Annotated in this window: 24 protein-coding genes; 6 read left to right on the top strand and 18 right to left on the bottom strand. The window is 65.1% G+C overall.

From position 1 onward, the window contains the following. The first annotated feature begins 117 nt into the window (after positions 1 to 117). The 3 genes from ACFW0B_RS20035 to ACFW0B_RS20025 all read left to right on the top strand — a co-directional run bounded on the left by ACFW0B_RS20035 (position 118) and on the right by ACFW0B_RS20025 (position 2692). Entirely contained in the window at positions 118 to 909 is a 792-nt protein-coding gene (locus ACFW0B_RS20035; RefSeq protein WP_449150739.1) for a transporter substrate-binding domain-containing protein, read from the top strand. A gap of 93 nt (positions 910 to 1002) precedes the next feature. Continuing rightward, entirely contained in the window at positions 1003 to 1965 is a 963-nt protein-coding gene (locus ACFW0B_RS20030) for an amino acid ABC transporter permease (protein WP_449150738.1), read from the top strand. After that, the gene (locus tag ACFW0B_RS20025; RefSeq protein ID WP_449150737.1) at positions 1958 to 2692 is read left to right on the top strand and encodes an amino acid ABC transporter ATP-binding protein; all 735 of its coding nucleotides are present in this window, start codon (positions 1958 to 1960) and stop codon (positions 2690 to 2692) included. The genes ACFW0B_RS20030 and ACFW0B_RS20025 overlap by 8 nt, the downstream gene beginning before the upstream one ends. 142 nt (positions 2693 to 2834) lie before the next feature. On the opposite strand, the gene ACFW0B_RS20020 is transcribed toward ACFW0B_RS20025, so the two are convergent. The 10 genes from ACFW0B_RS20020 to ubiE form a co-directional block, all read right to left on the bottom strand. Then, positions 2835 to 3257, bottom strand: coding sequence for a UPF0158 family protein (locus ACFW0B_RS20020; RefSeq protein ID WP_449150736.1), 423 nt, complete (start codon positions 3255 to 3257; stop codon positions 2835 to 2837). 52 nt (positions 3258 to 3309) lie between these two features. Then, complete coding sequence (locus ACFW0B_RS20015; protein ID WP_449150735.1) at positions 3310 to 4017, bottom strand: 16S rRNA (uracil(1498)-N(3))-methyltransferase; 708 nt, start codon at positions 4015 to 4017, stop codon at positions 3310 to 3312. Continuing rightward, a complete protein-coding gene (tatC, locus tag ACFW0B_RS20010; RefSeq protein WP_449150734.1) occupies positions 4014 to 4808 on the bottom strand; it encodes a twin-arginine translocase subunit TatC in 795 nt (264 codons plus the stop codon). Before tatC ends, ACFW0B_RS20015 begins: the two co-directional genes overlap by 4 nt. After that, positions 4805 to 5254, bottom strand: coding sequence for a Sec-independent protein translocase protein TatB (gene tatB, locus ACFW0B_RS20005; RefSeq protein ID WP_449150733.1), 450 nt, complete (start codon positions 5252 to 5254; stop codon positions 4805 to 4807). Before tatB ends, tatC begins: the two co-directional genes overlap by 4 nt. 6 nt (positions 5255 to 5260) lie before the next feature. Continuing rightward, on the bottom strand, positions 5261 to 5518 hold the full coding sequence (locus tag ACFW0B_RS20000; protein ID WP_449150732.1) for a twin-arginine translocase TatA/TatE family subunit: 258 nt from the start codon (positions 5516 to 5518) through the stop codon (positions 5261 to 5263). Between the two features lie 25 nt (positions 5519 to 5543). After that, complete coding sequence (locus ACFW0B_RS19995) at positions 5544 to 5879, bottom strand: phosphoribosyl-ATP diphosphatase (RefSeq protein WP_449150731.1); 336 nt, start codon at positions 5877 to 5879, stop codon at positions 5544 to 5546. Continuing rightward, positions 5872 to 6273: a phosphoribosyl-AMP cyclohydrolase gene (gene hisI / locus ACFW0B_RS19990; protein ID WP_449150730.1), complete on the bottom strand. Its 402-nt coding sequence runs from the start codon at positions 6271 to 6273 to the stop codon at positions 5872 to 5874. The genes ACFW0B_RS19995 and hisI overlap by 8 nt, the downstream gene beginning before the upstream one ends. A 78-nt stretch (positions 6274 to 6351) precedes the next feature. After that, complete coding sequence (gene ubiB / locus ACFW0B_RS19985; protein WP_449150729.1) at positions 6352 to 7944, bottom strand: ubiquinone biosynthesis regulatory protein kinase UbiB; 1593 nt, start codon at positions 7942 to 7944, stop codon at positions 6352 to 6354. After that, positions 7941 to 8558, bottom strand: a complete 618-nt coding sequence (locus ACFW0B_RS19980; protein ID WP_449150728.1) for a ubiquinone biosynthesis accessory factor UbiJ — start codon at positions 8556 to 8558, stop codon at positions 7941 to 7943. Before ACFW0B_RS19980 ends, ubiB begins: the two co-directional genes overlap by 4 nt. Then, a complete protein-coding gene (ubiE, locus tag ACFW0B_RS26020; RefSeq protein WP_459251725.1) occupies positions 8558 to 9328 on the bottom strand; it encodes a bifunctional demethylmenaquinone methyltransferase/2-methoxy-6-polyprenyl-1,4-benzoquinol methylase UbiE in 771 nt (256 codons plus the stop codon). The genes ACFW0B_RS19980 and ubiE overlap by 1 nt, the downstream gene beginning before the upstream one ends. A gap of 143 nt (positions 9329 to 9471) precedes the next feature. Between ubiE and ACFW0B_RS19965 the strand changes: the two genes are divergently transcribed. From ACFW0B_RS19965 to ACFW0B_RS19955, 3 genes are all read left to right on the top strand, one after another. Then, a complete protein-coding gene (locus tag ACFW0B_RS19965; RefSeq protein ID WP_449150727.1) occupies positions 9472 to 9747 on the top strand; it encodes a polyhydroxyalkanoic acid system family protein in 276 nt (91 codons plus the stop codon). 172 nt (positions 9748 to 9919) lie between these two features. Beyond that, positions 9920 to 10351: a phasin family protein gene (locus ACFW0B_RS19960; RefSeq protein ID WP_449150726.1), complete on the top strand. Its 432-nt coding sequence runs from the start codon at positions 9920 to 9922 to the stop codon at positions 10349 to 10351. Between the two features lie 10 nt (positions 10352 to 10361). Next, complete coding sequence (locus ACFW0B_RS19955) at positions 10362 to 11297, top strand: phasin family protein (RefSeq protein WP_449150725.1); 936 nt, start codon at positions 10362 to 10364, stop codon at positions 11295 to 11297. Positions 11298 to 11346: 49 nt separating this feature from the next. On the opposite strand, the gene ACFW0B_RS19950 is transcribed toward ACFW0B_RS19955, so the two are convergent. From ACFW0B_RS19950 to ACFW0B_RS19915, 8 genes are all read right to left on the bottom strand, one after another. Next, positions 11347 to 11961, bottom strand: a complete 615-nt coding sequence (locus ACFW0B_RS19950) for a TetR/AcrR family transcriptional regulator (RefSeq protein ID WP_449150724.1) — start codon at positions 11959 to 11961, stop codon at positions 11347 to 11349. 71 nt (positions 11962 to 12032) lie between these two features. Then, on the bottom strand, positions 12033 to 13715 hold the full coding sequence (gene phaC / locus ACFW0B_RS19945) for a class II poly(R)-hydroxyalkanoic acid synthase (RefSeq protein WP_449150723.1): 1683 nt from the start codon (positions 13713 to 13715) through the stop codon (positions 12033 to 12035). A 189-nt stretch (positions 13716 to 13904) separates the two neighbouring features. Then, a complete protein-coding gene (phaZ, locus tag ACFW0B_RS19940) occupies positions 13905 to 14762 on the bottom strand; it encodes a poly(3-hydroxyalkanoate) depolymerase (RefSeq protein ID WP_449150722.1) in 858 nt (285 codons plus the stop codon). A 153-nt stretch (positions 14763 to 14915) separates the two neighbouring features. After that, positions 14916 to 16595: a class II poly(R)-hydroxyalkanoic acid synthase gene (phaC, locus tag ACFW0B_RS19935; RefSeq protein WP_449150721.1), complete on the bottom strand. Its 1680-nt coding sequence runs from the start codon at positions 16593 to 16595 to the stop codon at positions 14916 to 14918. A 276-nt stretch (positions 16596 to 16871) separates the two neighbouring features. Continuing rightward, positions 16872 to 17246 (bottom strand): gamma-butyrobetaine hydroxylase family protein, encoded by a 375-nt coding sequence (locus tag ACFW0B_RS19930; RefSeq protein WP_449150720.1) that lies wholly within the window; start codon positions 17244 to 17246, stop codon positions 16872 to 16874. A 79-nt stretch (positions 17247 to 17325) separates the two neighbouring features. Beyond that, positions 17326 to 18663 carry an ATP-dependent protease ATPase subunit HslU gene (gene hslU / locus ACFW0B_RS19925; protein WP_449150719.1) on the bottom strand — a complete coding sequence of 446 codons (1338 nt, stop codon included), beginning with the start codon at positions 18661 to 18663 and terminating at the stop codon, positions 17326 to 17328. A 29-nt stretch (positions 18664 to 18692) separates the two neighbouring features. After that, entirely contained in the window at positions 18693 to 19223 is a 531-nt protein-coding gene (gene hslV / locus ACFW0B_RS19920; protein WP_044870821.1) for an ATP-dependent protease subunit HslV, read from the bottom strand. Positions 19224 to 19319: 96 nt separating this feature from the next. After that, positions 19320 to 20027, bottom strand: a complete 708-nt coding sequence (locus ACFW0B_RS19915; RefSeq protein WP_449150718.1) for an SPOR domain-containing protein — start codon at positions 20025 to 20027, stop codon at positions 19320 to 19322. Between the last annotated feature and the right edge of the window lie 5 nt (positions 20028 to 20032).

The following is a 20032-nucleotide window of genomic DNA, read 5'->3' as shown; positions in this document are numbered from 1 at the left end:
CCGCTATCTGTTTCTTGCGACTCGCCATCCACGGTGATGCGGTTTAGCATGCGCGCCATGCCCCGTCGTTCGTGGGCTGGACAAGAACAATGATCTGCTCCCCCATTAGGAGAAGGAATGAAAAAGTTTCTCGCGTCTCTGCTGTTCTCCGCCTGCGCCCTGACCGGCCTGGCGCACGCCGGCATGGTCGATGATGCAGTCAAGCGCGGCACCCTGCGCGTCGGCATGGACCCGACCTACATGCCCTTCGAAATGACCAACAAGCGCGGTGAGATCATCGGCTTCGAAGTCGACCTGCTCAAAGCCATGTCCAAGGCCATGGGCGTCAAGCTGGAACTGGTCTCCACCAGCTACGACGGCATCATCCCGGCCCTGCTGACCGACAAGTTCGACATGATCGGCTCCGGCATGACCCTGACCCAGGAGCGCAACCTGCGCATCAACTTCTCCGAGCCTTTCATCGTGGTCGGCCAGACCCTGCTGATCCGCAAGGAGCTGCAAGGCGAGATCAAGTCCTACAAGGACCTGAACGATGCCAAGTACCGCATCACTTCCAAGATCGGCACCACCGGCGAGATGGTCGCCAAGAAGCTGATCTCCAAGGCCCAGTACCACGGCTTCGACAACGAGCAGGAAGCGGTGATGGACGTGGTCAACGGCAAGGCCGACGCCTTCATCTACGACGCCCCGTACAACGTGGTGGCGGTGAACAAGGCCGGCGCCGGCAAGCTGGTGTTCCTGGAAGAACCCTTCACCTTCGAACCCCTGGCCTTCGGCCTGAAGAAGGGTGACTACGACAGCCTGAACTGGATCAACAACTGGATGCACCAGATCCGCAACGATGGCACCTACGAGCGCATCCACACGAAGTGGTTCAAGAAGACCGACTGGCTGAAAGAGATGGAATAAACCCAGGCTGGCCCCGGGGCCACGCTGGTTGCTGCAGGCCCGGCCCACAAGGCCGGGCCTGCCTTTTGCTCCCCGCCATGAGCGAGATTTACCGTGACTAGAAAACATCGCCGCACCTGGCCCTGGCACATCCTGACCGGTCTGATCCTGGTCGTCATGGGCTGGGGGCTCTGGTACTCCACTTCACTGATTTCCTATGAATGGCGCTGGAACCGCGTGCCCCAGTACTTCGCCTACCAGGCGGAGGAAAGCCAGCGCGCCGCCGATTACGGCACCGTCAGCGCCATCGTCGATGCCGGCGACAAGGCCCGCGTGACCCTGACCGCCGAGGGTGGCGAGGAACAGGTGCTGGAAGTGGCCCGTGACAGCCTGCAGGTGAGCCAGGGCGATGAGGTTTCCGAAGGCGACCAGATCGGCGTGACCCGCCACTGGGCCGCCGGCCCGCTGCTCTGGGGCCTCTGGACCACCCTGTGGATTTCCGTGGTGTCCGGCGCTTTCGGTCTGCTGATCGGCCTGTTCACCGGCCTCTGCCGTCTGTCGAACAACCCCACGCTGCGCGACCTGTCCACCGTTTACGTCGAGCTGGTGCGCGGTACGCCGCTCTTGGTGCAGATCTTCATCTTCTACTTCTTCATCGGCACCGTGCTGAACCTCTCCCGCGAGTTCGCCGGGGTGGCGGCGCTGGCGCTGTTCACCGGCGCCTACGTCGGCGAAATCGTCCGTGCCGGCGTGCAGTCCATCGCCCGTGGCCAGAACGAGGCGGCGCGCTCTTTGGGCCTGACCGCCGGCCAGTCCATGCGCCACGTGATCCTGCCCCAGGCGTTCAAGCGCGTGCTGCCGCCGCTGGCCGGGCAGTTCATCAGCCTGGTCAAGGACACCTCGCTGGTTTCGGTGATCGCCATCACCGAGCTGACCAAGAGCGGCCGCGAAGCGATCACGACCTCCTTCTCCACGTTCGAAATCTGGTTCTGCGTCGCCGCGCTCTACCTCGTCATCAACCTGCCGCTGTCGCAAATCGCCAGCCGTCTGGAGCGGAGGCTCGGGAAAAGTGATTGAAGTCCGCAATCTGGTGAAAGTCTTCGATGCCCGCGGCCATGAAGTGCGGGCCGTGGATAACGTTTCCACGCAGGTCAGGCGTGGCGAAGTGGTGGTGGTGATCGGCCCCTCGGGCTCCGGCAAGTCCACCTTCCTGCGCTGCCTGAACGGCCTGGAGGAACTGGACTCCGGCTCGGTGAGCATCGACGGCGTCGACCTCGCTGACCCGAAGACCGATGTGAACGCCTACCGTCGCGAGGTGGGCATGGTGTTCCAGCACTTCAACCTGTTCCCGCACATGACCGTGCTGGAGAACCTGTGCCTGGCGCAGAAGATCGTCCGCAAGCGCGGCAAGGCCGAGCGCGAGGCCAAGGCCCAGGCGCTGCTGGCCAAGGTCGGCATTGCGCAGAAGGCCAACGAGTATCCCTCGCGCCTGTCCGGCGGCCAGCAGCAGCGCGTGGCCATCGCCCGCGCCCTGTGCATGGACCCCAAGGTGATGCTGTTCGACGAGCCCACCTCGGCGCTGGACCCGGAAATGGTCGGCGAGGTGCTGGACGTGATGAAACAACTGGCCCAGGAAGGCATGACCATGGTCTGCGTGACCCACGAAATGGGTTTTGCCCGCGAAGTGGCCGACCGGGTGCTGTTCTTCGATCACGGCAAACTGCTGGAGGACGCCCCGCCCGCGCAGTTCTTCGACAAGCCCCAGGACCCGCGCGCGCAGAGCTTCCTGCGGCAGGTGCTCTGAGGCGGGGGCATTTCCTGGAAGGGGCGAATTCATTCGCCAAGGGCGGCGCAGCTGCCCCATTTACCCCTCATGGGCAGGCCTTCGGCCTGCTTGGCGATTGAAATCGCCCCTTCTACAGAAAAGCGCCACAGAGCAGCTGGCTTCAGTGCAGCGGCTTCGCCGGCTCCAGCTCATTCTCCGCCAGCCAGTCCTGGGCCAGTTCGCGCAGCCGGGCGGCTTCGAACTGGTGCCAGGCCTCCAGCAGCACCGGGTATTCCATCAGCACGTGGCGGAAGCTGCGGGCAGGCTTACGGCCCGCCAGGGCCTGTTCCAGGGCGGAATAGGCGTGGGGGTGGATCACTTCCACGAGGAACTCCTGCATCAGTCGTAGCTCGTCGCCCTGGCCCAGGGGCTCCACCAGCAGGAAGCGCTCCGGTTCCTCGCGCAACAGGCTCTCCAGTTCGGGATCGGCGTCTTCTTCGGGGATCAGCAGGACCTTGCCGCTGTGCAGGTCGAGGTAGTGATCGAGACCCTCGGTATTGAGGGCGAAGGCGATCTGGTCGAGGTCGATGGTCAACGGGCGCATGGCTCAATCTCGATGGCAGAAGGATGCTGCCAGCCTACGCCAGCGTCGCCGCTCAGAACAGCCGGGCGAGCAGGGCAGTGACCGCCGTTTCCACACGCAGGATGCGTTCGCCGAGCTGCACCGGCTGCAGGCCGGCTTCGTGCAGCTTCTCCACCTCGTAGGGGATCCAGCCGCCTTCCGGGCCGATGGCCAGGGTGATGGGCTCGTTCACCGCGCGCGGGCAGGGCGGGTGGTCGCCGGGATGCCCCACCAGCCCCAGGGTGCCGGCGGCGAGCTGCGGCAGGCGGTCCTCGACGAACGGCTTGAAGCGCTTTTCGATGACCACTTCGGGCAGGACGGTATCCCGCGCCTGTTCAAGACCCAGGATCAGCTGTTCACGAATCGCCGAAGGTTCGAGGAACGGGGTCTGCCAGAAGCTCTTTTCCACGCGATAGCTGTTCAGCAGCACCAGGCGCGGCACGCCCATGGCGGCCACTGTCTGGAACACGCGGCGGAGCATCTTCGGCCGTGGCAGGGCCAGCAGCAGGGTCAGCGGCAGCTTGGCTGGCGGGGGCTGGTCGAAGCTCACTTCCAGCTCGGCGCAGGCCGCTTCGAGGCTGAGCAGGCGCCCCTGGCCCATCTGCCCGCCGAGGCGGCCGACCCGCAGGCTGTCACCTTCCTCGGCGCGATGGACTTCATGCAGGTGCTTGAGGCGCCGGCCTTCCAGGCGCACGCGGTCCGCCGCGATGAAGTCGGCGTCTTCGAGAAGGAGCAGGTTCACGGGCGGGTAGCGGGCGGCTGGTCGCCGGGTTCTTCGCTGTCTTCTTCCGGATGGTCGCCGCGCTTGCGGATCAGGCCGCCGAAGAACACGCCGACCTCGAACAGCATCCACATGGGCACGGCCAGCAGAGTCTGCGAGAAGATGTCCGGTGGGGTGAGGATCATGCCCACCACGAAGCAGCCGATGATCACGTAGGGACGGATGCGCTTGAGGTAGACGACGTCTACCACGCCGATCCAGATCAGCAGCACCACAGCCACGGGGATCTCGAAGGCGACGCCGAAGGCGAAGAACAGCGTCATCACGAAATCGAGGTAGCTGCTGATGTCGGTCATCATCGACACGCCTTCGGGCGTGACGCTGGCGAAGAAGTGGAAGATCAGCGGGAACACCAGGAAGTAGGCGAAGGCCATGCCCGCGTAGAACAGCACGATGCTCGACACCAGCAGCGGCAGGGCGATGCGTTTTTCATGCTTGTACAGGCCGGGGGCGATGAAGCCCCAGACCTGGTGCAGGATCACCGGCATGGCGAGGAACAGCGCCACCACCATGGTCAGCTTGAACGGGGTGAGGAAGGGCGAGGCCACGTCGGTGGCGATCATGGTCGCGCCTTCCGGCAGGTACTGGCGCAGGGGCGCCGAGACCAGGGTGTAGATCTTCTGCGCGAAGTAGAACAGGCCGGCGAAGATCAGGAAGATCGCCGCTACGCAGCGCAACAGGCGTGTACGCAGTTCGGTGAGGTGCGAGACCAGGGGCATTTCCTGGTCTTGTTCCGGCTTCTGGTCGCTCATGGGATGCGGGACGGCTGTTGCGGTTCGACGGGGGCCTGGGGAGCAGCCGGTGCTGCCGCAGTGGCGGCGGGCGACTGGGTGGCCGCGGGGGCTTTTGCCGGCGCTGCGGGAGTCGCCGGACTGGCTGGCGCCTGACTCGCGGTCGCGGCGGCCGGTGTTGCGCTTTCAGGTTCGGAATCGGACAGCAGGGATTCGACCGTCGGAGGCACGATGCTCTCCTTGATCTGCTTCTCCAGCGCCATGATGTGTTCGTTATGCAGCTGGCGGCGGATCTCGTCGGCGCCGATCTCGCGCTCGACCTCTGTCTTGATCGCATTGAAGCTGCGCTTGAGACGGCCGATCCACAGGCCGGCGGTGCGCGCCGCGCCGGGCAGCCGTTCAGGCCCGAGCACCAGGAGGGCGATCAGGCCGATCAGCAGCAGTTCACCGAAGCTGATACCGAACATGGGTCATCAGTCCTTGCGGGTCACCGGGTCCTGCACTTGCTGCGCCTGGCCGTCGATGGTGTGCGGCTGGTTCAGCGGGGTGCCGGATTGCTGGGTGGTGGTCTGCTCGGGGGTCTTGTCGGCCTCCTCGGTGTTCATGGCCTTGCGGAAGCCCTTGATGGCCTCGCCGACGTCGGAGCCGAGGTTCTTCAGGCGCTTGGTGCCGAACACCAGCACGACGACGATGAGAATGACCAGCCAGTGTTTCCAGTCGAAGATGCCCATGGTGTGTTCCTCTTGATTGTATTTGTCAGGCGGAAGGCTGGCGGGCGGCCTTTTCGGCGTGCCCGGACAGGCCGAAGCGACGGTCCAGTTCATCGAGTACGGCCTGGGGATGCTGGCCGAGGGCGGCGAGCATGACCAGGCTGTGGAACCAGAGGTCGGCGGTTTCGTAGATCAGGTCGCTGGAGTCGCCGCTGACGGCGGCATCCTTGGCGGCGAGTATGGTTTCCACCGCTTCTTCCCCGACTTTCTCGAGGATCTTGTTCAGGCCCTTGTGGTACAGGCTGGCGACGTAGGAGCTGTCGGGCGCGGCGTTCTTGCGCTCTTCGAGTACCTCGGCCAGGCGGGCGAAAGTATCACTCATGGCTGTGTCCTGCGGCGTAGATGGCATGCGGGTCCTTGAGCACGGGGTCGACGGTCTTCCAGCCGCCATTTTCAAAGACGCGGTAGAAGCAGCTTTCCCGCCCAGTATGGCAGGCGATGCCGCCCAGCTGTTCGACCAGCAGGATGACGACGTCGGCATCGCAATCCAGGCGCAGCTCGTGGAGCTGCTGCACGTGGCCGGATTCCTCGCCCTTGCGCCAGAGCTTGCCACGGGAGCGCGACCAGTAGATGGCGCGGTTTTCGGCAACGGTGAGGGCGAGAGCCTCGCGGTTCATCCAGGCCATCATCAGTACGCGGCCCGTCTTGTGGTCCTGGGCAATCGCCGGCACCAGGCCTTCGGCGTTCCAGTTGATCTCTTCCAGCCAGTCTTTCATCGTGTCATCCACTACTGGGCCGGCCCCGCAGGACCGGCGCTCGAATCGAAATAGTGTGCCAGTGCCGCTCCGGGCTGGCTATTGGCGCAGTACCAGATATAGACCGCCGGCCAGCATCAGCCAGCTCGGCCAGGTTTCGGCGGTGGGCGCCAGGCCCTGGGTTGCGGCGCCGGCGACCAGAAGCGCGCCGAGCAGGCGTGCCGGCCAGCGGATGCCTGCCGGCGGCTCGGTTTTCTGCACTGCACTGGCCGGCTGGGCCAGGCGTTCCAGGGTATCGCGGGCGATCTGCGACAGGTGCGGCACCTGCTCGGCCTGTTGCTGCAGGTTGCGCAGCAGCTGCAGGGGGCTGACGCGCTCGCGCATCCAGCGTTCGAGGAACGGCTGGGCGGTGGTCCAGAGGTCCAGGTCCGGGTAGAGCTGACGGCCCAGGCCTTCGATGTTCAGCAGGGTCTTCTGCAGCAGCACGAGCTGCGGCTGGACTTCCATGTTGAAGCGGCGGGCGGTCTGGAACAGGCGCAGCAGCAGCTGGCCGAAGGAGATGTCCTTCAGCGGCTTCTCGAAGATGGGCTCGCACACGGTGCGGATGGCCGCTTCGAAGTCGTTGACCTTGGTTTGTGCGGGCACCCAGCCGGAGTCGATGTGCAGCTGGGCCACGCGGCGGTAGTCGCGCTTGAAGAAGGCGATCAGGTTGCGCGCGAGGTAGTCCTGGTCCTCGGGGGTTAGGCTGCCGATGATCCCGCAGTCGATGGCGATGTACTGCGGGTTCCAGGGCTGGCGGGTGGCCACGAAGATGTTGCCGGGGTGCATGTCGGCATGGAAGAAGCTGTCGCGGAACACCTGGGTGAAGAAGATTTCCACGCCGCGCTCTGCCAGCAGTTTCATGTCGGTGCGCTGGTCGGCGAGGGTGGCCAGGTCGGTCACCGGGATGCCGTAGATGCGTTCCATCACCAGCACCTTGGGGCGGCACCAGTCCCAGTAGACCTGGGGCACGTAGAGCAGCGGAGAGCCGTCGAAGTTGCGGCGCAGCTGGCTGGCGTTGGCCGCCTCGCGCAGCAGGTCGAGCTCGTCGTAGATGGTCTTCTCGTAGTCGTCCACCACTTCTACCGGGCGCAGGCGGCGGGCGTCGGCGGACACGCGCTCGGCCAGGCGGGCGAGGAGGAACAGCCAGGCGAGGTCCTGGCGGATGATCGGCCGCAGGTTGGGGCGGATCACCTTCACCACCACTTCCTCGCCGCTTTTCAGCTGGGCAGCGTGGACCTGGGCCACCGAGGCCGAGGCCAGCGGCTCGACGTCGAAGCGGGCGAACACCTCGCTGACCCTGGCGCCCAGTTGTTCCTCGATACGCGCGACGGCCTTCTCCGGGGCGAACGGCGGTACCTGGTCCTGCAGGCGGGCCAGTTCATCGGCGATATCGGGCGGCATCAGGTCGCGGCGAGTGGAGAGCAGCTGGCCGAACTTGATGAAGATCGGGCCGAGGTCTTCCAGCGCCAGGCGCAGGCGCGCTCCGCGGGATAGCGGCAGCTCCTTGCGCGGCAGCCAGCGCCAGGGCAGGGCGTAGCTCAGTGCGCGCAGCCACCAGGGCAGCGGCAGTTCGAGCAGCAGGTCATCGAGGCGGTAGCGGATGACGACCTGCTGGATGCGCAGCAGGCGGCGGGCGGCGAGCAGCTTCATGCGTTGGGCTTGGTTCTCTGGTTCAGGCGCTCGACGCGGGCATCGAGACGGTCCAGGGCGAGCTTGAGGCGGTCCAGTTCGGCGAAGCGCGCGTCGGCTTCGCGGCGGCCCACCAGGGTGCGCGACTCTTCGGCCAGGTAGTCGGCGAGGTTCTGCCGCAGGTTGTCCAGCCCTTGTCCGGCCCAGCTGGCGCGGCTCTTCAGGTGGCCGGCGAGCAGTTGGGTGCCGACCGGGCCGAGCCAGCGCGACAGCTCGTATTCCCAGTCCAGTTCGAGTTCCTGGAGGATGGCCGCCAGTTCGAGCAGCACACCGCTGTCGCCTTCCAGGGTGACTTCCGGGCTGTGCAGGACGGCGGTCTTCTCCCGCGTGGTGGCCAGCTTCAGCAGGCTGCTGGCGGGCGCTCGCAGGCGGCAATCGGCGGGGGCGGACCAGTGGGCGGAGAGCCTCAGGCCGTCGCCGCCGGGGAGCAGGAACAGGGTCAGCGCCGGGCTCTGGCAGTCGATCTCGATGACGCTGCCTTCCAGTGCGGACATGCGCGGCAACGCGGTGCTGTCCAGGGCCAGCACACGGTTCAGGCCGAGCTCGATACCGGCCAGCAGCGCCTGGGTCAGCATCAGGGCTTGATGCCGCGGTGCAGGGCGACGATGCCGCCGGTCATGTTGTGGTAGGTGACACGTTCGAAGCCGGCTTCGGACATCATCGCCTTGAGGGTTTCCTGGTCCGGGTGCATGCGGATCGACTCGGCCAGGTAGCGGTAGCTGTCGGCGTCGTTGGTGATCAGCTTGCCCATCAGCGGCAGAAGGCTGAAGGAGTAGGCGTCATAAGCCTTCGACAGCAGGCCGTTGGTGGGCTTGGAGAACTCCAGCACCAGCAGGCGGCCGCCCGGCTTGAGCACGCGCAGCATCGAACGAATGGCTTCGTCCTTGTGGGTGACGTTGCGCAGGCCGAAGGCGATGGTGACCACGTCGAAATGGTTGTCGGGGAAGGGCAGCTTCTCGGCATCGGCCTGGACGAAGCTGACGTTCCCGGCCACGCCGCTGTCCAGCAGCTTGTCGCGGCCCACCTTGAGCATCGAGGCGTTGATGTCGGCCAGCACCACTTCGCCGGTCACGCCCACCAGACGCGAGAACTGGCGGGTGAGGTCGCCGGTGCCGCCAGCGATGTCCAGCACGCGGTTGCCCGGACGGACGCCGGACAGCTCGATGGTGAAGCGCTTCCACAGGCGGTGGACGCCACCGGACATCAGGTCGTTCATCAGGTCGTACTTGGCTGCAACCGAGTGGAATACCTCGGCGACCTTGTCGGCCTTCTGGCTTTCGGGGACCTGTTGGTAACCGAAGTGAGTCGTGGGTTCGGCGTCGTTGCCTTTGCGCGGGTCGTTCATGTCGATGCCACCGGAATTGAATGGCGGCCATTCTAATGCCGGCGCCCGGCTTTGTCTTGGCGCCCGGGTGCTGCGGGGGCGGCCAGGGCGCGTGGCGGCTGGTATAGTCGCGCGACCAAAGGTCGCAGTTCAGGAACCCTCCCATGTCGCGCATCCAAGTCGAACGTCCCCATGCCCTCGGCCGCGAGGCCGTCCGGGAGAAAGCCGAGAAACTGGCACAGCGCCTGGCGCGCGAGTACGACGTGCGTTACCAGTGGCGCGGCGACACCCTGGAGTTCAAGCGCAGCGGTGCCGATGGCTCGATCGAAGTGAGCGATGCCAGGGTGCGGGTCGAGGTCAAGCTGGGCCTGTTGCTCTCGACCATGAGCGGCAGCATCAAGCGCGAGATCGAGAGGGCACTGGACGAATACCTGGCCTGAGCCATCCTGCTCCACAGGGCCGCTCAGCGGCCCTTCGCGATTGAGTTCGCACAGCCACCCTGCCCGGAACAGCCCGCCTCGCGGCTAGTATGCGGTTTCTAATTTTCCTCGCTACCTTGCGCTCAAGCCCTGAAAAAGGGCGAGTCATCTACCTTTCAGCGTGAGGTGCATCATGGCCAAAGTAGCCGTCAAGAAGAAAGTCGAGAAAGCCCAAGTCAAGTCCGGCGTCATTGCCGACGTGAAGCTCTATGCCCGCAAAATCTGGCTGGCTGGCCTGGGTGCCTACGCCAAGGCCGGCGCCGAGGGTGTCGATTACTTCAAGGAGCTGGTGAAGGCCGGCGAAGGCGTCGAGAAGCAGGGCAGGAAACTGGTAGGCGAGCAGGTCGAAGCCGCCAACAGCCAGTTCGACAGCGTGAAGAACAGCGTTACCGGCGTGAAGGAAAAGGTCGAGGTTCAGTTCGACAGGATCGAGAAGGCTTTCGACAACCGTGTAGCCAGCGCGCTCAATCGCATCGGTATTCCCTCGCGCCAGGACGTTGAGGCACTCTCTGCTAAGCTTGATGAGCTGAGCGCGTTGCTCGAGCACGTCGCGCGAACCAAATAAGGAGAGCAGGATGGCTGGCAAGAAGAAAACCGATAAAGACTCCAACTCCTGGATCGGCGAGATCGAGAAATACTCGCGCCAGATCTGGCTGGCTGGCTTGGGGGCCTACTCGAAGATCAGCAACGACGGTTCCAAGCTGTTCGACACGCTGGTCAAGGATGGCGAGAAGGCCGAGAAGCAGGCCAAGACCGAGGTGGACAAGCAGGTAGACGCCGTCAAATCGAGAGTCGGCTCCCGCGTGGGCACGGCCAAGTCCAAGGTCGAAGAGGTCAAGGGCAAGGCGTTCGGCAAGTGGAGCGAGCTGGAAGAGGCTTTCGACAAGCGTCTGAACAGTGCCATTTCCCGTCTCGGCGTGCCCAGCCGCAGCGAAGTGAAGGACCTGCAGGGCAAGGTGGATGCCCTGACCAAACAGCTCGAGAAGCTCACCGGTGTGTCGGCCAAGTCGGTGAAACCTGCAGCCAAGCCAGCCGCAAAAACGGCAGCCAAGGCCGCCGCCAAGCCCGCTACCAAGGCCGCCGCCAAGTCTGCAGCCAAGCCAGCCGCCAAACCTGCTGCCAAGGTTGCTGCGGCCAAGCCTGCCGCCAAAGCCGCTGCTACGAAACCTGCGGCCAAGGCTGCTGCGAAACCGGCCGCCAAGCCGGCTGCCACTGCCAAGCCTGCAGCCAAGGCCGCCGCCAAGCCTGCTGCCGCGAAACCGGCTGTCGTCGCCAAGGCTGCCGCAGCGAAGCCCGCTGCCAAAGCGGCTGCGACCAAGTCCGCCGCCGCGAAGAAGCCGGCAGTGAAGAAGCCCGCCGCGCCCAAGGCCGCCAAGCCTGCAGCTCCGGCCCCGACGCCGGCTCCGGTCGCTCCGGCAGCGCCTGCAGTCGCGGCCGCTCCGGCGCCCAGCGTGGCTCCGGCTCCGGTAGCCCCCGCTACACCGGCAACCCCGCCGACCAGCCAGTCCTGATTGGTTTCGGTATGACGAAAACGCCCGGCTTGTCCGGGCGTTTTTCGTTTCAGGCGTCCAGATATCGCCTGGCAAGGCTTTCGGCGGCGTGCCGGGAGCCGGGACGAAGGTGCGGTGCGACCAGCATCATCACCTGGTAGACCACGAGGCGAATCTCGCCGGCGTTTCCCAGCACACGCTGGTAGTCGAGCGAGAACAGTAGGGTCAGGGTGATCTGCTCCACCAGCTGGCCGAGGGACTCGGTATCGCTGACCAGTTGCTCTTCGGCCTTCAGCCGGGCCAGCAGGGCGGCCAGGGTCCGCTTGAGATGGTTCAGCCAGTTGCGCATTCCCCGGGCCAGCTTCGGCAGGCGGCCAGCCAGGTTGGAGAGGTCCTGGAAGAGAAAGCGGTAGCGCGACAGTCGCTCGACGATCAGGTGCAGGAACAGCCAGTAATCCTCGGCATCCAGTCGCGCGTCGGCCGGTGGGTCGAGCAGCGGCGCGAGCTCCTCCTGGAAACGCTCGAACAGCTCCAGCACCAGGGGCTCCTTGCCGTGGAAGTGGTAGTAGAGGTTGCCGGGGCTGATGCCCAGTTCGGTGGCGATTTCCAGGGTGGTGACGTTGGGTTCGCCGTTGCGGTTGAACAGCTCAAGGGCGCATTCGAGGATGCGGTCGCGGGTCTTCATCCAGGGTACTGCCAGCCTTTCGATCAAGGGGTGAAGGGCCGGCCGGGCATTCGCCGGGCCGGCCGCCGGGGTCAGCGCACGTGCACGTAGGTGCCGGGAGCGGCTTCCATTGGGGGGTAATCCTGGTTGCCCAGGGCCATGATGGTTTCCCGCTGCTCGCCGGAGCGTTGCTGGATCCAGTCCAGCCATTGCGGCCACCAGCTGCCCTGCACCTGTCTGGCGTCGTAGTACCAGGCGCGCGGATCGGAGGTGAGCTTGCCGTTCTCGTAGTAGTTGGCCTTGGGATTGCCCGGCGGATTGAGAATGCTCTGGATATGGCCGCTGTTGGCCAGCACGAAACGACTGTCGCCGCCCAGCAGCAGGGCGGAGCGGTAGACGGCGTCCCAGGGGGTGATATGGTCGTTGATGCCGGCCACGCTGAAGCTGTCCACCGTGACCTTCTGCAGGTCGATGGGCGTGCCGCAGATTTCCAGGCCGCCGCTGCGGGTCAGCGGATTGTGCTTGAAGAAGTCCAGCATGTCGCCGTGCAGCGCGGCGGGCAGGCGGGTGTTGTCGTTGTTCCAGTAGAGGATGTCGAAGGCCGGAGGTTCGCGGCCCAGCAGGTAGTTGTTGACGAAGTAGTTCCACACCAGGTCGTTGGGGCGCATCCAGGCGAAGACCCTGGCCATGTCCTTGCCCTCGAGCACGCCGGCCTGGTACGAGCGGCGCTTGGCGGCTTCCAGGGTCTGCTCATCGGCAAAGAGCGCGGCCGGGCTGTCCACCTGGCTGTCCAGCAGGCTGACCAGGTAGGTGGCGCTGCCGACCTTGCGCAGTTGCCGGCGTGCCTGCAGGTGGCCCTGCAGGGCGGCGATGGTGAGGCCGCCGGCGCAGGCTCCGGCCAGGTTGACCTCCTTGCTGCCGGTGATGGCACGGCAGGCTTCGAAGGCCTCCTCAAGGGCCTGTACGTAGGTGGACAGGCCCCATTCGCGATGCCGCGCATCAGGGTTGCGCCAGCTCACCATGAACACCTGCAGGCCGTTCTTCAGGGCGTACTGGACGAAGCTCCTGCCCGGGCTGAGGTCGAATATGTAGTACTTGTTGATCTGCGGCGGCACCACCAGCAAGGGGCGCAGGTACTGCTTCTCGCTCATCGGCTTGTACTGGATCAGCTCCAGCAGTTCGTTGCGGAAGACCACGGCGCCGGGGGTGGTGGCGAGGTTGCGGCCGATCTCGAAGGCCTGCTTGCTGACCTGGCTGGGCATGCCGTCGTTGTGCAGCAGGTCGTCCAGCAGATGGCTGAGGCCCTTCACCAGGCTGAGGCCGCCGGTGTTGAACAGCTCCTTCACTGCCAGCGGGTTGAGCAGGCTGTTGGTGGGGGAGAGGGCGTCGCTCAACTGGGCCAGGACGAAGCGCGCCCGGGCGCGGTCGTCGTCGCTGAGGTCGCTTTCGTCGATCCAGGTGCCGAGCTGCTTCTGCCAGGCCAGGTAGACCTGCAGGCTGCGGCGGTAGAAGGGGTTGTGCTGCCAGGACGGGTCGGCGAAGCGGCTGTCCTGTGGGTTGGGCTGGTGCAGGGTGTCGCCGAGCAGTACACGGCCGACCTGGCCGCCGAAGGCGAGCATGTGTCGAGCGCTGTGCAGGGGATGCCGCAGTCCTTGCAGCGCCAGGTTGCGTACCGTGGAAAACAGATCTTTGCCGCGAACTCCCACGATGGCGTTCTGCGCATTCATGAAGGCGGCGGGTACCGGCAAGGTGCCCGGGATTTGTTTTTCTCGCATGGGGCAACGCTCCGTATTCGGTCCGTGGTTCAGGAGAACTACAGGGTTCAGGAGAACTACAGCAAGGCTTGTACCACCAGGAGCCCGAAGGGCATTCCAGACTATCTCCAGCAGAATTCAAGTCGATGACGGCACGCACCGGCCTGGTTCGGGTGTCATGCGCTCGCCCCACGAAGGCGCGACAGGTTCTCAGCCATTGCGCAGCGGCACGGCATGGGGGTGGATCACCGCGCGCTGACGCTCTTCGGCGAGGAATCTCATGATGATCGGCGCCACCGTTTCGGCGCGGGTCACGAGAAACAGGTGACCGTCGTCGATCACGTGGAGTTCAGCATTGGGGATGCGCCAGGCGAGCAGGCGCATGTTCACCAGCGGGATGATCGGATCGTCGTCGCCGGCCAGCACCAGGGTCGGCTGGCGGATGCGGTGCAGCCAATGGATGCTGGTCCAGCCGAGCCCGGCGAACAGCTGCCAGTAGTAGCCCATCTTGCCGGAGGAGCGCACCTTGCTGGCGTGGGCCATCGCCAGGCCCGGGTCGCGGCGGAAGGCGCCGCCATAAATGTCCGGGGCGATACGCACGCCGTAGGACGGCTGGATGTAGCGCCGCGGGCTGGCCATGCGCCAGAGCACCTTGGGCTTGCCGGGCACCATGACGGCACCGGCCGAGGTGGCGGCGAGGATGAGTTTCTTGCAGCGCTCCGGATAGTCATGGGCGAACTGCTGGGCCAGGGCTCCGCCCCAGGACACGCCGATGGCGCTGACCTGGCCGTAGTCCAGGTAATCCAGCATGCGCGCGGCGAGTTTGGCCAGGCCGGAGAAGCGGTAAGGCACGCTGGGGGTGGACGAGCCACCGACGCCGGGCACGTCGAAGGCGATGACCTCCAGGTCCGGGTCCAGGGCCTGGACAAAGGGGAATACCAGTTCGAGGTTGGCGCCGATGCCGTTGAAGATCAGCAGCGGCGTCATGTGCGACTGGCCGGGGCGGACGGCGGTGCGGATGGTCTGGCCATCCAGCTCGATGGTTCGGAATACAAAAGGTAGCGGCATGCGCGGAGCCCTATTGAAGATAAGACCGGGAGCAGTCGCCAGCGGCTGCTGCCGAAATCGCCAGGCAGTGCCTGGTTGGCCCCGCCGGCAAATGCCGGCGGGGCACAGGGCACATCCCGGTGCCATGGGCAGTGGTGCGCAGGGCGCAGTCTTTCATCGCTCGTGCACGTAAGTGCCGGGCGAGGCTTCACCGGCCGGGTAGGCCTTGTTGCCCAGGGCGAAGTTGGCTTTCTTGGTCTTGCCGGAGCGATCGGCGATCCACTGCTGCCAGTGCAGCCACCAGGAGTCGGCGTGCTTGGTGGCGTTTTCCAGCCAGGCCTTCGGATCCTCCGGCATTTCACTGCTGGTGGAGAAGCGCGCCTTGGGGTTGCCCGGTGGGTTGAGGATGCTCTGGATGTGGCCGCTGTTGGACAGCACGAACTCGCACTTGCCGCCCAGCAGCCGCGCCGAGCGGTAGCAGGCTTCCCAGGGGGTGATGTGGTCGGTGGTGCCGGCCACGCAGTAGAAGTCGCAGGTGACCTGCTTGAGATCGATGGGGGTGCCGCAGACTTCCAGCGCGTTGGGACGGGTCAGCGGGTTGGTCTTGAACATTTCCACCAGCTCGCCGTGCAGCGCGGCAGGCAGGCGCGTGGTGTCGTTGTTCCAGTAGAGGATGTCGAAAGCCGGCGGCTCATTGCCCAGCAGGTAGTTGTTGACCCAGTAGTTCCAGATCAGGTCGTTGGGGCGCATCCAGGCGAACACCTTGGCCATGTCCTTGCCCTCCAGCACGCCGGCCTGATACGAGCGGCGCTTGGCCGCTTCGAGGGTCTGCTCATCGGCGAACAGGGCGACCTGGGTGTCGAGGTTGAAGTCCAGCACGCTGACCATCTGGGTGAAGGCGTTGATCTTGTTCTCGCCGATCGCCTGGTAGTGGCCGAGCAGGGCGACGGTGGTGATGCCGCCGGAGCACGCGCCGAGGATGTTGAGGTCCTTGGCTCCGGTGATCTTCAGGATGACGTCGATGGTTTCCTTCAGGGCCTCGATGTAGGTAGACAGGCCCCACTCGCGTTGCGCCTTGGTCGGGTTGCGCCAGCTGATGATGAAGGTCTGCAGATCGTTGCGCAGGCAGAAGCGCGCCAGGCTCTTTTCCGGCGACAGGTCGAACACGTAGAACTTGTTGATCTGTGGTGGCACCACCAGCAGCGGCCGCTCGTGCACGCTCTCGGTGATGGGCTTGTACTGGATCAGCTCCAGCACGTCATTGCGATAGACCACCGCGCCTTCGGTGGTGGCGAGGTTCTTGCCGACCTCGAAGGCGTCCATGTTCACCTGGCTCGGCATGCCGCCGTTTTTCACCAGGTCCTTGGCCAGGTGGGAAAGACCGTCCAGCAGGCTCTTGCCGCCGGTTTCGAAGAAGCGCTTGACCGCTGCCGGGTTGGCCATGCTGTTGGTGGGCGCCATGGCCTCGGTCATCAGGTTGATGACGAAGTGACCGCGACTGGTGTCCTGTTCGGAGAGGTTGCTGTGCTCTATCCACTGATGCAGTTCCTTGCGCCAGGCAAGGTAGGTCTGCAGGTAGCGCTTGTACAGCGGGTTCTGGCTCCAGGCCGGGTCACTGAAACGGCGGTCGTCGGCTTCAGGTTGCAGGCCGGATTGGCCGAGCACCACGTTCTTCAGTTCCAGGCCGAAATGGGCGACGTGTTTTGCACTGTGGAAAGGTTGCTTGATGGCTTGCAACAGCACCATCCGCGCGGAAGACAGCAGATCCTTGCCGCGGATACCTATCACCGGGTTGAGGTTCAGGGTGTTGTCCGAGGCTTGGCGCTGCAGGTCTTCATTGTTCTTGTTGCTCATCTACGACGCTCCATTGTCCTGAGTCGAACAGCGCCCTGGCGAGGCCGCGCGCTGACAGGCTCGGGTTACCGGGAAGGCGAAGCGAACTTCGCGCATTTCTCTGTATCTGGCGATGCCAAATGCATGGAACCTGCCAGAAATTGGTTACCTGAGTTTGTCAGTTTGCGCAAGCTGACCGCAGAGAGGACGCTGCGTCGGGAGTATGTCGCGAGGCATTAGAAAATGCGCCCTAACCTTGGGCGCCATGCGCGGCGATGGAGCGCGGCCTGCACCGCGTCAGAGCATGAGTTTCACCACCGATTCGTCGGGGTCGCGGGAGCGGCCGGCGGCGGCAAGCGCCTGCAGGTAGTCGTTCCACAGCTCTTCCTGGCGGGTGGCGAGCTGGTAGAGGTAGTCCCAGGTGAAAAGGCCGCTGTCGTGGCCGTCGTCGAAGGTCAGCTTCAGGGCGTAGTTGCCGGCCGGTTCCAGCCGGGTCAGGCCGACGTTCAGCTTGCCGTACTGGAGGATGGGCTTGCCGTGGCCCTGCACCTCCGCCGAAGGCGAGTGCACGCGCAGGAACTCGGCGCTGAGCTGATAGCGCTCGTCCGGTCCGTATTCCAGCTCCAGGGTCCTGGAGGCTTTGTGCAGCTTGATGGCGGTGGGGATGCGCATGGGAGAGGCTCGGGGTGGCAGGCTACAGGCTACAGGCGGGTGCGGCTTTTGCCTGCCGCCTGCCGCCTGAAGCCGTTCTTCAAAGAATATAGCGCGACAGGTCTTCGTCCTGGGCCAGTTCGCCGAGGTGGCCGTTGACGTAGGCCGCGTCGATGAGGATCGGCTTCTCGTCGTGCTGGGCGGCGAGGTCGCCGGCGCTGAAGGAGACTTCTTCCAGCAGTCGCTCGAGCAGCGTGTGCAGGCGGCGGGCACCGATGTTCTCGGTCTTCTCGTTCACCTGCCAGGCGATTTCCGCCAGGCGCTTGATGCCGTCCGGGGCAAACTCGATGTTCAGGCCTTCGGTCTTCAGCAAGGCGCTGTACTGCTCGGTCAGCGAGGCGTGGGGCTCGGTCAGGATGCGTTCGAAGTCTTCCGGCGACAGGGCTTTCAGTTCGACGCGGATCGGCAGGCGGCCCTGCAGTTCCGGCACCAGGTCGCTGGGCTTGGACAGGTGGAAAGCACCGGAGGCGATGAACAGGATGTGGTCGGTCTTCACCATGCCCAGCTTGGTGTTCACGGTGCAGCCTTCGATCAGCGGCAGCAGGTCGCGCTGCACGCCTTCGCGGGAGACATCGGCGCCGCCGACGTTGCCGCGCTTGGCCACCTTGTCGATCTCGTCGATGAAGACGATACCGTTCTGCTCCACCGCTTCGAGGGCGGCGGCCTTGAGTTCTTCCTCATTGACCAGGCGCGCGGCTTCTTCGTCACGCACCAGCTTCATGGCTTCCTTGACCTTCAGCTTGCGGGTCTTGCGCTTGCCCTTGCCGAGGTTGGAGAAGAGATTCTGCAGCTGGCTGGTCATTTCCTCCATGCCGGGCGGGGCCATGATTTCCACGCCGGCCGGAGCTTCGGCCACTTCGATGTCGATTTCCTTGTCGTCCAGCTGGCCTTCGCGCAGGCGCTTGCGGAATAGCTGGCGGGTGTTGGAGTCCTCGCGCGGCGCTTCATCGCCGAAGCCGGTGCGGGCCTGAGGCAGCAGGGCGTCGAGGATGCGCTCCTCGGCGGCGTCTTCGGCGCGGTAGCGCACGCGGTGCATTTCCTGCTCGCGCATCATCTTCACGGCGGCGTCGGCCAGGTCGCGGATGATGGACTCGACGTCGCGGCCGACATAACCCACTTCTGTGAACTTGGTGGCTTCGACCTTGATGAAGGGCGCGTTGGCCAGCTTGGCCAGGCGACGGGCGATCTCGGTCTTGCCGACACCGGTCGGGCCGATCATCAGGATGTTCTTCGGCGTCACCTCGGCGCGCAGTTCGGCCGGCAGCTGCATGCGGCGCCAGCGGTTGCGCAGGGCGATGGCGACGGCGCGCTTGGCGTCGTCCTGGCCAACGATGTGGCGGTTGAGTTCGTGGACGATTTCGCGGGGCGTCATGGACATGAATGTTGCTCCAATGCGGGACGGCGGCCTCACTCGGCGCTGTCCAGCTCCTCGATGGTCAGGTTCTGGTTGGTGAACACGCAGATGGAACCGGCGATGTTCAGGGCGGTCTCGGCCACTTCGCGGGCGGACAGCTCGGTGTGTTGCAGCAGCGCCAGGGCGGCGGCCTGGGCGAAACCGCCGCCGGAGCCCATGGCGATCAGGCCGTGCTCGGGTTCGACCACGTCACCGTTGCCGGTGATGATCAGCGAAGCATCCTTGTTGGCCACGGCGAGCATGGCTTCCAGGCGGCTCAGGGAACGGTCGGTACGCCAGTCCTTGGCCAGCTCGACGGCGGCGCGGACGAGGTGGCCCTGGTGCTTTTCCAGCTGTCCTTCGAAGCGTTCGAACAGGGTGAAGGCGTCGGCAGTGGCACCGGCGAAGCCGGCCAGGACCTGGCCGTGGTAGAGGCGACGGACCTTGCGGGCGTTGCTCTTCATGACGGTGTTGCCGAGGGAAACCTGGCCGTCGCCGCCCATGACGACTTTGCCGTTGCGGCGGACTGAAACGATGGTGGTCAAGGGGAGAGTCTCCACGCAGCGGGGCGGAAATGCCCGAATGGAAACTCAGATGGGGGGCCTTGCCCGGCTTTTCAACCGGGCGCGGTAATCAACAGCTCAACGGCTCTGCCGCTGCTGTAACAGCAGGTTGCTGAAGCCGTTGCCGGCCAGCTGCTTCTGCGCCGAGGCGAGTTGCTCCCGGTTGGCGAAGGGGCCGACCAGCACGCGGTACCAGGTTTCCTCGCGGACGGTGCCGGATTCCACCTGGACGTTCTGTCCGAGCAGGATGATCTGCGCACGTACCCGGTCGGCGTCATCACGCTTGCGGAACGAGCCGGCCTGGAGGAAGAACTGGTTAGTGACCGGCGCCTTGGCCACCACCGGCGGCGGGGGCGGCGTTTCGCCGTTCAGCGCTGCCTGGGCGCGGGCGGCGTCGATCCGGGCAGCCTCTTCCGGCGTGACCGGCTTCTGCGCCGGTCGCGCCGGCGGCGTTTCCTTCGGCAGTGCTTCCGGCGGCACTATGACTTCCGACTCCGGCAGCAGGGTGTAGAAGTCGTACTTGGGTTTCGCCGGCTCCTGCGGCGCTGGCTTGGCCTGGGGCTTGCTTGCGTCGTTGCCTGCCTTGCCGGCGGAGGTGCCTCCAGCTGCCTGCTCGGGCTTGGTCCGGCGAATTTCATCGCGGCCCGGCTCGAGCTGGTTGAGGAACACCACGAAGCCCCCGATGACCAGTCCGATGGCCAACCAGACCCAGCCGGGCACCGGTTTCTTGGCCGGCGCCTGGTAGCGGCTGGCCCCGCGCTTGGGTGCAGGTTTCTTCTTCGCCATAGTCC

It is taken from the genome of Metapseudomonas phytobenefica (assembly GCF_043392685.1).
Lineage (GTDB): Bacteria > Pseudomonadota > Gammaproteobacteria > Pseudomonadales > Pseudomonadaceae > Metapseudomonas.
This window is presented reverse-complemented; position numbering and strand designations above follow the sequence as displayed.

Coding starts and splice junctions, on each gene's coding strand:
- ACFW0B_RS20020 (WP_449150736.1), bottom strand. CDS start 3,257: ATGCGCCCGTTGACCATCGACCTCGACCAGATCGCCTTCGCCCTCAAT.
- ubiB (WP_449150729.1), bottom strand. CDS start 7,944: ATGAAGCTGCTCGCCGCCCGCCGCCTGCTGCGCATCCAGCAGGTCGTC.
- tatB (WP_449150733.1), bottom strand. CDS start 5,254: ATGTTCGGTATCAGCTTCGGTGAACTGCTGCTGATCGGCCTGATCGCC.
- ACFW0B_RS19980 (WP_449150728.1), bottom strand. CDS start 8,558: ATGCTGACCCAGGCGCTGCTGGCCGGTATCGAGCTCGGCCTGAACCGT.
- ACFW0B_RS20000 (WP_449150732.1), bottom strand. CDS start 5,518: ATGGGCATCTTCGACTGGAAACACTGGCTGGTCATTCTCATCGTCGTC.
- ACFW0B_RS19960 (WP_449150726.1), top strand. CDS start 9,920: ATGGCCAAAGTAGCCGTCAAGAAGAAAGTCGAGAAAGCCCAAGTCAAG.
- ACFW0B_RS19930 (WP_449150720.1), bottom strand. CDS start 17,246: ATGCGCATCCCCACCGCCATCAAGCTGCACAAAGCCTCCAGGACCCTG.
- hslU (WP_449150719.1), bottom strand. CDS start 18,663: ATGTCCATGACGCCCCGCGAAATCGTCCACGAACTCAACCGCCACATC.
- ACFW0B_RS19955 (WP_449150725.1), top strand. CDS start 10,362: ATGGCTGGCAAGAAGAAAACCGATAAAGACTCCAACTCCTGGATCGGC.
- phaC (WP_449150723.1), bottom strand. CDS start 13,715: ATGCGAGAAAAACAAATCCCGGGCACCTTGCCGGTACCCGCCGCCTTC.
- ACFW0B_RS19965 (WP_449150727.1), top strand. CDS start 9,472: ATGTCGCGCATCCAAGTCGAACGTCCCCATGCCCTCGGCCGCGAGGCC.
- tatC (WP_449150734.1), bottom strand. CDS start 4,808: ATGAGCGACCAGAAGCCGGAACAAGACCAGGAAATGCCCCTGGTCTCG.
- hisI (WP_449150730.1), bottom strand. CDS start 6,273: ATGAAAGACTGGCTGGAAGAGATCAACTGGAACGCCGAAGGCCTGGTG.
- ubiE (WP_459251725.1), bottom strand. CDS start 9,328: ATGAACGACCCGCGCAAAGGCAACGACGCCGAACCCACGACTCACTTC.
- ACFW0B_RS19950 (WP_449150724.1), bottom strand. CDS start 11,961: ATGAAGACCCGCGACCGCATCCTCGAATGCGCCCTTGAGCTGTTCAAC.
- ACFW0B_RS19995 (WP_449150731.1), bottom strand. CDS start 5,879: ATGAGTGATACTTTCGCCCGCCTGGCCGAGGTACTCGAAGAGCGCAAG.
- ACFW0B_RS20035 (WP_449150739.1), top strand. CDS start 118: ATGAAAAAGTTTCTCGCGTCTCTGCTGTTCTCCGCCTGCGCCCTGACC.
- ACFW0B_RS19915 (WP_449150718.1), bottom strand. CDS start 20,027: ATGGCGAAGAAGAAACCTGCACCCAAGCGCGGGGCCAGCCGCTACCAG.
- phaZ (WP_449150722.1), bottom strand. CDS start 14,762: ATGCCGCTACCTTTTGTATTCCGAACCATCGAGCTGGATGGCCAGACC.
- phaC (WP_449150721.1), bottom strand. CDS start 16,595: ATGAGCAACAAGAACAATGAAGACCTGCAGCGCCAAGCCTCGGACAAC.